Source organism: Mesorhizobium sp. M7A.F.Ca.ET.027.02.1.1, assembly GCF_004022985.1.
GTDB lineage: Bacteria > Pseudomonadota > Alphaproteobacteria > Rhizobiales > Rhizobiaceae > Mesorhizobium.
Genome location: NZ_RZOL01000211.1, coordinates 1 through 10,369, shown reverse-complemented (window position 1 = coordinate 10,369; position 10,369 = coordinate 1). Strand labels below are relative to the sequence as shown.

General features: G+C 63.4%; 16 protein-coding genes and 1 tRNA gene. 13 read left to right on the top strand and 4 right to left on the bottom strand.

What is annotated here, in order from left to right:
- Nucleotides 1-131: 131 nt before the first annotated feature.
- On the bottom strand, nt 132-374 hold the full coding sequence (locus tag EN749_RS21630; RefSeq protein ID WP_128363928.1) for a hypothetical protein: 243 nt from the start codon (nt 372-374) through the stop codon (nt 132-134).
- 30 nt (nt 375-404) lie between these two features.
- On the opposite strand from EN749_RS21630, the gene EN749_RS21625 reads away from it, so the two are divergent.
- The 12 genes from EN749_RS21625 to EN749_RS21570 all read left to right on the top strand — a co-directional run bounded on the left by EN749_RS21625 (nt 405) and on the right by EN749_RS21570 (nt 6,111).
- Nucleotides 405-872, top strand: coding sequence for a hypothetical protein (locus tag EN749_RS21625; protein ID WP_145990966.1), 468 nt, complete (start codon nt 405-407; stop codon nt 870-872).
- A gap of 294 nt (nt 873-1,166) precedes the next feature.
- A complete protein-coding gene (locus EN749_RS21620) occupies nt 1,167-1,502 on the top strand; it encodes an Arc family DNA-binding protein (RefSeq protein ID WP_128363926.1) in 336 nt (111 codons plus the stop codon).
- Nucleotides 1,503-1,630: 128 nt separating this feature from the next.
- On the top strand, nt 1,631-1,861 hold the full coding sequence (locus tag EN749_RS21615) for a hypothetical protein (protein ID WP_128363925.1): 231 nt from the start codon (nt 1,631-1,633) through the stop codon (nt 1,859-1,861).
- Between the two features lie 5 nt (nt 1,862-1,866).
- The gene (locus tag EN749_RS21610; RefSeq protein ID WP_128363924.1) at nt 1,867-2,112 is read left to right on the top strand and encodes a hypothetical protein; all 246 of its coding nucleotides are present in this window, start codon (nt 1,867-1,869) and stop codon (nt 2,110-2,112) included.
- Nucleotides 2,109-2,324 carry a hypothetical protein gene (locus EN749_RS21605; RefSeq protein ID WP_128363923.1) on the top strand — a complete coding sequence of 72 codons (216 nt, stop codon included), beginning with the start codon at nt 2,109-2,111 and terminating at the stop codon, nt 2,322-2,324. Before EN749_RS21610 ends, EN749_RS21605 begins: the two co-directional genes overlap by 4 nt.
- Nucleotides 2,324-2,647 (top strand): hypothetical protein, encoded by a 324-nt coding sequence (locus EN749_RS21600; RefSeq protein WP_128363922.1) that lies wholly within the window; start codon nt 2,324-2,326, stop codon nt 2,645-2,647. Before EN749_RS21605 ends, EN749_RS21600 begins: the two co-directional genes overlap by 1 nt.
- Nucleotides 2,640-3,920 (top strand): phage Gp37/Gp68 family protein, encoded by a 1,281-nt coding sequence (locus EN749_RS21595; protein WP_128363921.1) that lies wholly within the window; start codon nt 2,640-2,642, stop codon nt 3,918-3,920. The genes EN749_RS21600 and EN749_RS21595 overlap by 8 nt, the downstream gene beginning before the upstream one ends.
- Nucleotides 3,920-4,273 carry a hypothetical protein gene (locus EN749_RS21590; protein WP_128363920.1) on the top strand — a complete coding sequence of 118 codons (354 nt, stop codon included), beginning with the start codon at nt 3,920-3,922 and terminating at the stop codon, nt 4,271-4,273. Before EN749_RS21595 ends, EN749_RS21590 begins: the two co-directional genes overlap by 1 nt.
- On the top strand, nt 4,273-4,479 hold the full coding sequence (locus EN749_RS21585; protein WP_128363919.1) for a hypothetical protein: 207 nt from the start codon (nt 4,273-4,275) through the stop codon (nt 4,477-4,479). The genes EN749_RS21590 and EN749_RS21585 overlap by 1 nt, the downstream gene beginning before the upstream one ends.
- The gene (locus EN749_RS21580) at nt 4,476-4,817 is read left to right on the top strand and encodes a DUF4326 domain-containing protein (protein ID WP_128363918.1); all 342 of its coding nucleotides are present in this window, start codon (nt 4,476-4,478) and stop codon (nt 4,815-4,817) included. The genes EN749_RS21585 and EN749_RS21580 overlap by 4 nt, the downstream gene beginning before the upstream one ends.
- Nucleotides 4,818-4,819: 2 nt before the next feature.
- Nucleotides 4,820-5,872, top strand: coding sequence for a hypothetical protein (locus EN749_RS21575; RefSeq protein WP_128363917.1), 1,053 nt, complete (start codon nt 4,820-4,822; stop codon nt 5,870-5,872).
- A 5-nt stretch (nt 5,873-5,877) separates the two neighbouring features.
- On the top strand, nt 5,878-6,111 hold the full coding sequence (locus EN749_RS21570; protein ID WP_128363916.1) for a hypothetical protein: 234 nt from the start codon (nt 5,878-5,880) through the stop codon (nt 6,109-6,111).
- Here EN749_RS21570 and EN749_RS21565 read toward each other — a convergent pair.
- The gene (locus EN749_RS21565; RefSeq protein ID WP_128363915.1) at nt 6,071-7,435 is read right to left on the bottom strand and encodes a tyrosine-type recombinase/integrase; all 1,365 of its coding nucleotides are present in this window, start codon (nt 7,433-7,435) and stop codon (nt 6,071-6,073) included. The two genes, EN749_RS21570 and EN749_RS21565, sit on opposite strands and share 41 nt — an antisense overlap.
- 147 nt (nt 7,436-7,582) lie before the next feature.
- A tRNA-Leu gene (locus EN749_RS21560) sits at nt 7,583-7,667 on the bottom strand.
- 235 nt (nt 7,668-7,902) lie between these two features.
- Between EN749_RS21560 and lipB the strand changes: the two genes are divergently transcribed.
- Nucleotides 7,903-8,646: a lipoyl(octanoyl) transferase LipB gene (gene lipB / locus EN749_RS21555; protein WP_128289019.1), complete on the top strand. Its 744-nt coding sequence runs from the start codon at nt 7,903-7,905 to the stop codon at nt 8,644-8,646.
- Between the two features lie 21 nt (nt 8,647-8,667).
- Here the strand turns inward: lipB and EN749_RS21550 are convergent, their stop codons facing one another.
- Entirely contained in the window at nt 8,668-9,918 is a 1,251-nt protein-coding gene (locus tag EN749_RS21550) for a site-2 protease family protein (protein ID WP_128289020.1), read from the bottom strand.
- Nucleotides 9,919-10,369 lie beyond the last annotated feature (451 nt).

The window sequence follows — 10,369 nt, the reverse complement described above, 5'->3', positions numbered from 1 at the left end:
AAGGGTTGTAGGAGAGGCGCTGTTTCATGCGGCAACCCCGAAAATGTCGGGCCGCAACTCGCGCCGTGGGATGCCGATGCCGGCAAGGCGGGCGCCACGGTCGGCGATGACGGGATTGGCGAGGCGCTGTTTCATGCCGCCTTCTCCGCAACCGGAAAGAAATCGGCAGGCGAAAGGTCGATGCCATTCTCGACGGCAAACTGCAGGATCACCGGCTGGGCCGCCTGGGGGATGAGCCCGCCAGTGCCACCGCGCTCTTTTGGCGACATCCAGCGATACACCCGCGAGACGTGTTTGCCGGTGACCCGGGCAACGTTATCGATGCCGATCTTGGCGATGATTGATTTGGCCGGATCAAGATGTGCTTCGCTCATAATCGCGATATTTGCGATTATCGCGATTTTATGTCAAGCTATTTTCGCGAAGTTCGCGATAGGAAAATTCGCGGCAATCGCGAATATCGTGTCATGAGTGATCCGCAATACGAACTTCGCATCTACCTGCAGCACGAGCTTGCCCGCCGTCCGCATGGCACCAAGGGTCAGCTGGCCAAGTTCCTTGGCGTGAAGCCCGACGCGGTGACGCGCATGACCAACACCGATCCCGGCAAGGAGACGCGCGCGATCCAGGCGCACGAGTTCGAACGGATACGTCAGTTCTTCAACGACGCAGGCGCACCAGCCGGGCCGATTCGCGACGCAGCCGAAATACAGAATATGCTCGAGCGCATCGAAGGGCTGAGCCCAACCAATGTCGAGACACTGCTCTCGATGATTCAGCAGTTGCGGCGGGTCAGTGCCGAAGAACCGTCACGTAACCAGCCTGATGGTCAATCAGAACCTGCCACCGTCCACCGTGAATCGACGCCATAGCGTTCGCGATTGACGCGGCGTCGCGTTCGATCCGGCCTGCCGGATCGTTTGGCTGGCCAGAAGCCATTGCCAGCAATCTCTCAAGGATTTCCTCGCTCCGCGTCTTTTGACGCGACATGTACTGGATCATTCTCACCACCCCGGCGCGGTCCACGAATTAGGAACTATTTCCTTGCGGCCTGTCAACACAGGTTCCATGCCTAATTGCATAGCACCAATCTTTGGTATGCGTTAACGGGATATCTCAACCTGTAACAATGCCGTGTGATTAGTGGGGAAAAGTGGTACCACTTTTTGCACTTTCTCATTGAAACTGGAACGATTTCGGTGCCGCCGAGTTTCGGCGATAAGGCTGTCATGTCACAGCCCGAACCGCCGAGCTTCCATCTTCGCCTGCCGCCCGCGTTAAGGGAGCAATTGCAGGCGGTGAAAGGGCGCAACAGCTTGAACCGCGAGATCACCGAAAGACTTGAGCGTAGCCTCGAACCGGACCCAGCCCTGCGTCTGGCCGAAATGCTGCGGCCGTTGTTGGCCGATATGGATGAGACCGACCAGAAAGAGATGGTCTCGTTGCTGACCAAAGCCATCGCAATTTGGGGCCGCGCAGCAGGAAAACGGCGCCGCCGCTAACCATTGCGTTCGCGCCCTTCACAAAGCTCTGCATAAAAATTCGCGATTATCGCGATTTTCGGACTTGACGCTTTTTGCGAATATCGCGAATATCCGCCTCCACGCAACATTGGCGAACGGAGGCCAGCATGATCACCTACCAGCAACCGCCCATCGGCACGCTGTCGAATTCCCCCGTCATCAACCAAAGCATCGTCGAGCGCATGGCCGATCGCGTGCTCGAACTCGGCATGAACGGCACTGCCGTCACCAAGGACGTGCTGGCCGAACACACCGACTTCACCCGCGCCGAGATCGACCAATACGCGCCGGACGCCTGCGACCTCGCCAAGTCGCGCGCCGTCCGCCAGCAGAGCTGACGGCCATGAAGAACGTCGCCGAACGTCTGATCGCGGTGGCCGGCCAGTCGCCCGAGATGGAAGCGTGGATTTCCCGCCAGCTTTATGCCGGCCAGAAGCCATCGCAGATCCTGGCCGAACTGGACGGCGCCGACGCGATGCTCGATCGCGCCTGCCATTTCATTTCGCGGGACCTGCGCATCGACATCGCCCTGACGACGTCGCTCGTCTTCGCCTGGGTGTTCGTCACGGTCTGGTGCCTGCCGTCATGAGCGCGCCGCTCGACCATGTGGCCAAGGGTTACGACCGCATCTGCGAGCCGGGCGGCAAGCCGCACATCGTCTGCCAGCTCTGGCCCGAATGCATGTGCGGCGAGGACTGCTCCGACCGGAGCGACGGCCGCCTGGCGCGCCGCATCCTCGCCGTCTCCATCGCCGCCGTGGTGGCTATTGGCGCCGGGCTGATCATCTGGGGGATGCGCTGATGGGCATTTCCGCTCCGGCCGTCGCCGCTGAAATCTACCGGCTGCTCGGCGAAAGCATCGACCCGCTGGAACGGCGCAAGCAGATTGAGCAGCTAATCCACGACGCCTTGCACGGAACGATGCGCAGCTTTGAAAGCCGCATCGCCGCGCTGGAGGAAGTTGCGCATACGCCTTTCGACTTCACCGGTCTCATTGAGCGCATCGAGGCGATGGAGCGCGGCGGCGACCATGAGAAGCGGATGGCGGAAGCCGAAGCGCGGATCGTGAGCGGCGCGTGCACATCCAAGCATGGCTTCAAGTTGAAGGACGACGCCCGTGGCTGACAAATCCGCCATCGAATGGACCGACGCGACGTGGAACCCAATCGTCGGCTGTTCCATCCTCTCGCCCGGCTGCACGCATTGCTACGCCATGCGGATGGCCGGCCGCATCGAGGCGATGGGCGGCGCGAAGCACTATGCCGGCACCACCAAGAAGGTGAACGGCAACACCGTCTGGACCGGCAAGCTGGCCATGGCGCCCGAACACATCCTGATGGAGCCGCTGACCTGGCGCACCCCGCGAAAAATCTTCGTCAACTCCATGGGCGACCTCTTCCACGAGGACGTGCCCGACGAGTGGATCGACAAGGTCTTCGCCATCATGGCGCTGGCGCCGCAGCACACCTTCCAGGTGTTGACCAAGCGCGCAACGAGGATGCGGGAGTACATGCTCGAACGCTGGCAGCCAGCGCCGGCGCATCGCCTGGCATGGCCGGGCGGCGATGCCATCGACATCCCGGCCGAGGCGACCGGCGAAACGCGCGAGGACCAGGTGCGTGCGGCCTGCGAGCCGTTCCTCGAAAAGCTCGGCCTGGTCGACACCGACAACGACGATCTCTGGACCGAGGACGGCAACGCCAAGGCCATGACCTGGACATGGCCGCTTGCCAACGTCTGGCTCGGCGTCTCCGCCGAGCGCCAGCAGGAGGCCGACGAGCGCATTCCCGAGCTGCTGGCAACGCCGGCGGCCATCCGCTTCGTCTCCGCCGAACCGCTGCTGGGGCCGATCGATTTCACGCGCCTGCGGCCACCGGTCGACAAGCAGCGATGGGGCTTCCCCAACATCGATGCGCTGCGCGGCACCTGGTTCGTCGACGGACACCGGACGGAAGAGGAATCTCCGTTTGAACACGCACTTCGCCTCGACTGGATCATCGTCGGCGGTGAGAGCGGCCCAGATGCGCGCCCGATGCATCCCGCATGGGCGCGCTCGATCCGCGACCAGTGCGCCGCCGCCGATGTGCCGTTCTTCTTCAAGCAGTGGGGAGAGTGGGTGCCGATCTGCGCCATGGATGACGGGCAGAGCGACAGGTACTTCGACCCGCCGCCGGAACGCGACCCCGAGGCGATCCGCCGCTGCCGCATAGGTCAGTGCATCATGCATGCCGACGGCGAGCGCTTCGATCTCGATCAATGGTCGAGGAACCTATCGAAGCGCGCCACTCACGCCTTCACCACCGGCAACCACGCGATGCACATGTTCAAGGTCGGCAAGAAAGCCGCCGGCCGCATGCTCGACGGCGTCGAACACAACGGCATGCCGGAGCTGCGCTGATGGGCGTTCGAATAGAAACACTTGGCTACCCGAGCCGGACAGATGCCGTGCTGGCGCTTCGCAGGCAGGGTGTCTCGACGGCGGAGATCGCGGCGCGCATCGGGATAAAGACAACAACCGTCTCGGCGCTCGAGCATTCGGCCGGCCGCGCAAAGCGCGCGCCTCGACCTCTCGAAGAACTGTGCCGCACGGTGCTGTTTCCGATCGACGTGCTCAACGCCTTAGGGCCTCACGCGGCAAAACGAAACATGCACCCGAACCGACTGGCTCGTCTCATCGTCGAGACTGTGAGCGACGAGAAGATGATCGACGCCGTTCTTGACGACGCCGACGATTTGAAGGGTTGGGCATAATGGCGATCGAGAAGCATGCCGGCCTGCAGCAGATCGTCTGCGAATGCGGCGCTAGCCAGACGCGCACCTATCTGGCCGACGAGTTCGACGTGATGGTGTCCGACGCCCGCCGCGAAGGCTTCGTCTTCGCCAAGGTCACCGGCGAATGGCAGCACACCTGCCAGGATTGCTCTCGCCCGGCGCGACCGCAAGGGAGGCTGCTGTGACGCTTCCCCAGCGCATCCAGCTATCACGCGCCAAGGGCTGCCGCATGCCGGAAAACACCGTGACCGTCGCGCGCCCCGGCCCATGGGGCAATCCGTTCATCGTCGGCAAGCATGGCGACGCCGCCTATTGCGTCGACCTCTACAAGGCGTTGCTTGCCGGCCTGCTGCGCGTCGGTTCAGATCCGACCATCGAGGCGCTTGAGCGGACTCGCCAGTTCGTCGCCGACAACGTCAGCGAACTGACCGGCAAGAACCTCGCCTGCTGGTGCAAGCCCGGCGCGCCCTGCCACGCCGACGTGCTGCTCGAAATCGCCAACCGCTCCAACCCGAAGGGATGACCATGCCGCGCGCCAAGAAAGCCGCCACCAGCGAATCCGCCGACCAGGTCGAGGCGCCGATCGTCACTTACAAGGGCTTCAATCCCGACATGACGTGCCGGGACTTCCACTATGAGATCGGCAAGCCTTACGCGATCAGCGGCAAGATCATCGCTTGCGAGAACGGGTTTCATGCCTGCGAGCATCCGCTTGGCGTGCTCGGACACTACGGTCCAGCGACCAGCGTCTATGCGGTGACCGAGCAGCGCGGCCCGTTCGCACGGCAAGCAGGATCGACCGATACCAAGGTGGCTTCCGCCGAGATCACGGTGACCATGCGGATCGAACTGCCGGAACTGATCGCCGCCGCGGTGAAATACGTCTTCGACCGCGCCAAATGGATCAGCGGTTCCTTCGCCACCGGCGACGGCGAAGGTGTCAAGGCAACAAAGGACCGGGGCGCTGCCACCGCATCGGGCGACTGGGGCGCTGCCACCGCATCTGGTTATCAGGGCGCTGCCACCGCATCGGGCACGCAGGGCGCTGCCACCGCATCTGGTTATCAGGGCGCTGCCACCGCATCGGGCACGCAGGGCGCTGCCACCGCATCGGGCACGCAGGGCGCTGCCACCGCATCGGGATGGTGGAGCGCTGCCACCGCATCGGGCACGCAGGGCGCTGCCACCGCATCGGGCGACTGGGGCGCTGCCACCGCATCGGGCACGCAGGGCGCTGCCACCGCATCGGGCACGCAGGGCGCTGCCACCGCATCAGGTTATCAGGGCGCTGCCACCGCATCGGGCACGCAGGGCGCTGCCACCGCATCGGGACGCCAGGGCGCTGCCACCGCATCGGGCACGCAGGGCGCTGCCACCGCATCGGGCACGCAGGGCGCTGCCACCGCATCGGGCTTTGAAGGCAAGGCACGCGGCAAGGATGGTTGCGCGCTGTTCCTGGTCGAACGCTCGACCAGTGGCAAGATCCTGCATGCATGGGCCGGCATCGCCGGCCGGGATGGAATCAAGCCAGACACGTTCTATCGCCTGGTCGACGGCAAGCCGGTCGAGGTCGCGTAAAGCCCATGTCGTCGCGCTCCGCCAAGAGAAAACCAGTGACGCTGGACGAGATCGAGGCCGGCCTTGATCTCGTCGCCAGGCGCATGGAGAAGCTTGGCTCAAGGGCCGACCTTTACCTGCCGATCTGGCGGGTGCTGGAGCGCGAACGCGACAAGCGCGTCGAGAAACACGTCATTCTCGCCGCGGCACAGGCCAGGCTCACACGATCGATTGATCGAACGGCAGCACAATCTTCATAAGCTCTCGCCGGCGCCAGTCCAGCGAGCCGCCGGAACCGTATTTGGGGCGATCGACCGCATGGCCCATCAACAGCCGCCGCAGCTCGTCGTCGATGCCGCCTTCCTTCATCCGATCCTCGAACGAATGCCGGAACGAATAGACGGTGTGCGCCTTGCTCGGAAGCAACCCGTTGGCCCGCAAGAAATGGTTGAGCGTCGCCGACAGCTCGTTCTCGCGGTTGCGGTAGCGCGGAAAGCCGGCCTTGTGCCGCTCCGCCGCGGCAAGCGCGACGCCGACCAGCGGCACCAGTCGCCGCGACGATTCCGTCTTGATCTCGCGCGGATTGGCCGGATCCTCGCGCGGCTCGATCGACAGATGCGGCACCTTGTTGGTGAGCCGGATGGCGTGCGGCTCAAGGTTGCAGATCTCGCTCGGCCGGGCGCCGGTTTCGATCAGGATCAAAAGGATGCCCCTCGCCTCTTCGTTGAGCGTGGCAAGGTTTCCCGGCTTCATCATCGTGTCGCGAATCCATTCGGTCGGGATCGGCGGCCGCGAGCGCTTTTTCTTCAGCGAGAAGCCGAGGCCTTCGAACGGATTGTCGCGCCGCGCATCGCCCTGGTATTTGAAATAGGCCTCGTAGAGCACGCGCATGTTGCCGAGGTCGCGGTTGCCCGACGAGGCGCCGGCTGTCGCCGATCCTTCCTTCGGCGCGATGCGACCAAGCCAGTGGCGGTAGACCTTCTTTGCATGGTCGATACCGATCTCTTCCATCGCGATGTCGCCATTGAACTTGATGAAGTTGTTGACGGCGCGCCGCTTGACCTTTTTCCACTGGTCCTTCTGCACCTGGCTTTTGCCGATCAGCTCGTCGGCGACGATCTCATTGCAGTAGATGTCGAAGGCATCACTGACCTTGGTGTCCGGCACCTCGACGGCGCCGAGCAGCGCGTCGGCAATCCGGTCTTCCTGGCCGGGGTTCGCCAGCACGTAGCGGATGCGATCCATGAGATCGTTGAAGGCTTCGGGCTCTTCGAAATAGGCCGAACCATGGAACGTGAAGTCGAGCGCTTCGACGCGCTTGACCGCGGCCTCGTAGCGCCGGCGGGCGGGATCGGTGACGCCCTTGGTGATCAGCGACGCCCACAGCGCGTCGTCGGCTGCCTCGAGGAGGTCGCGCTTGCTTCGCGCCAAGCCGCGATCGTCGGTCTTGAGCGAGCAGCGCACATGCGGCGCACGTTCATCGAGATGCGCGATCGTTACCGGCACGCGGCGCTTGTAGTGATAGTTGCCCTGCCGGATGGTCAGGTATCTGTCGGGATCAATCCGGGTTCGATTTCGACCCATGCACGCACCTACAAAAAGCCTGTCGGGGCTTGGTATGTGGCGCGATTAGTGGCACAAAACGGTGCGCTTGCGCAAGTCCGGCAAAATCGAATATTGAATTTATGTAATAAAATCAATGTGCTAGGTATGAAAACAGACGTAAAATTCTGGTGCGGTCGAGAAGACTCGAACTTCCACGGGTTGCCCCACAGCGACCTCAACGCTGCGCGTCTACCAATTCCGCCACGACCGCACGTGGTAGAGCCGGAACCGACCGGCTCGCGGCGTGTAGCAAATCGTTTCCGGCGAAACAAGTGCACGGCAAGCAATAATGTCAGGCGATTGGCATAATGCTCCACAGGGTCCGAACGCAGCGCCGGAACTGGACGTTTGCGCCTGATATCGCCATATGGAAGGCAAGTTGATGTCACCCAAAGGTGCGAGGCGGTTTTGGGACGCGACATGCATAAGCGAAAAGACGATACGCCATGCCCGAACGCAGCCAGATCGCCACGTCGTTCCTGCCGCTCCCCTGTTCAGCACCGGTCGAATGGCTGATCGAGCCCGGCCTTACCGCCTATCCCGAAGCACTTGCCTTCATGGAGGCGCGCGCCGAGGCGATCCGCAGCGGCGCTGCCGGCGAAATGGTCTGGCTGGTCGAACACCCGCCGCTCTACACGGCCGGCACCAGCGCTCGCGGCGAGGATCTGATCGACGCCAGCCGCTTCCCGGTGTTTGCAGCCGGCCGCGGCGGCGAATACACCTATCATGGGCCGGGCCAGCGGGTCGCTTATGTCATGCTTGACCTGAAGCGGCGGCGCGAGGATGTCCGCGCCTTCGTCGCGGCGCTCGAACAGTGGATCATCGGCACGCTCGCCGCCTTCAACGTGCAGGGCGAACGCCGCGAGGACCGGGTCGGCGTCTGGGTGGTGCGGCCGGATCGCCCTGCCCTGCCGGACGGCTCGCTGGCGGAGGATAAGATCGCGGCCATAGGCATCCGGCTGCGGCGCTGGGTGAGTTTTCATGGCATCGCCATCAATGTCGAGCCCGACCTCGACCATTTCAGCGGCATCGTGCCTTGCGGCGTGCAGGACCACGGCGTCACCAGCCTCGTCGATCTCGGCCTTCCCCTGACCATGGCCGATCTTGACCTGGCGCTGAAATCCGCCTTCGAGGATGTGTTCGGTCCCGCCACGGTCTTGCCTGTCGAAGCCGAGCGCAAGGCCGGCTGATTCTTCCGGACCCGGTACGGCTCAAATCAGTTGGGCGGAGGCCCACAATACGCCATAGCCATGGATGGCGAACACTGCCAGCAACGCCGCCGCCATGGCGAGCCGGTCGATGGTGCGGATCGGCTTCAGCTCGTAACGCGGCTTGACCCCGCTGCTCATCGTCAGCAGGCTGAGGATCGAAAACACCGCTCCCGTCGCGAGCAGGAAGTTGGAGGAAAAGCCGGCCTGCCAACCGACAGCCAGGAAAGCCGAGAGCAGGAAGAAGGAAGCCAGCGCCAGCCCGACTGGTCCCGGACAGATCTGGCGCAGCACCTGGCCGCCGTCGAATTTCCACACCGGCACCAGATTGGCGATGTTGAACAGTGCGGCGAAGCCCGCCAGGGTCGCCAGCAGGGCCGCAGCCAGCCGGTGGCCTTCCGCGCCGGCAAAGGTGCTGGCAGCGATCACAACCGGCACCAGGAATGCGGAGAAGCCGGCGCCCATCAGCGCCACGAAGGCGACCTCGAAACGGCTGTCATAGGGCCGCCCGCCAATGGCGATGCCGCCGAGCAGCGGAATGAAGATCATCCGTGCCCGGTTGTGGCCCATAAGCCGGAACGCCGCCATATGGCCAAGCTCATGCAGGGCGACCACCGATGTGAGGATCGCGGCCAGTGCCAGGCCGCCGAAGTGAAGGCCGAAGAATGGCCACAGGATCAGCGCCGAAAGCCCGGCAAAGCCGACCTGGCTCAACGGATGCTCGAACCAACCGCCCTTGCGATACTCCCCGGTCCGCGCCCAGCGCTGCAGCTTGGAGAGTTCGCGGCGCAGGGCGAAATAGCGGAACACCAGGAAGGCGACGCCGCGATAGCGATCCGTCTGGCTGAGCGTCACCCGCGTGCTGGTGCCTTCGGAGACGAGTTCAGCGGTTTCGGAAAAGTCCTTCCAGAACGAAGCGTCGAGCGCGGTGTCCTCGATGACACGCATCGAGAAGCTGATACCTTCGACGACGTCATCAAACCGCGACCTGCGTTCGATCGGCTTGCCGTCGCGACCTTCCCACGACAGCGTCATGCGGGCCACGCCCTCGCCGTCCGGCGCCTCGGCGGAAAGGATCTCACCGGACCAGCCGGCATCGCTGCCGAGCGGCCACAGCGCCTGCCAGAGGCGCTGACGGTCCATCGCCACCAGACGGGTCAGACGGACCGTGCGCAAACCAAGCGGCACGGTCATCAACAGAAAGATCAGCCCGAGATTGCTGGCCACCAGAATGGCCGTGACGATGGGCGACACCTGGACATTGCTCCCTGTCTTGCCGAGGTACCCTAACGTTACGGCGGCAAGAAAAGCTTAACGGCGGAACGGCCGTCGACCGCATAGGACCCGCGGCGGCGAACGCCGCCAAATCACATGGCTCCGATCCAGATCGCCATGGAAACAAGGAACGTGCTCATGCAAACCAGTGAGATGACATCCTGAACCAGATCGGTCATAACTCTCTCCTGTTGTTGATATGTTCGCATTTGGTTCTAATTTTGTTTCAAAGTCAACGGGCACGATCCGCCCGCGCCCGGAATTCCGGGCGATCAAATCGGCAGGGTTAAGGAAAGGTTGATGGGCGAGCGACGGTGCCACGTGGGCTGACCGAAGCCTTATGCGATTAGCCATCGCATCGTCATCCTAGGGCGGAGCAAGGAGCGGAGCGACGCGCGCAGACCCTAGGATCCATGCCGTGACCCAGGGG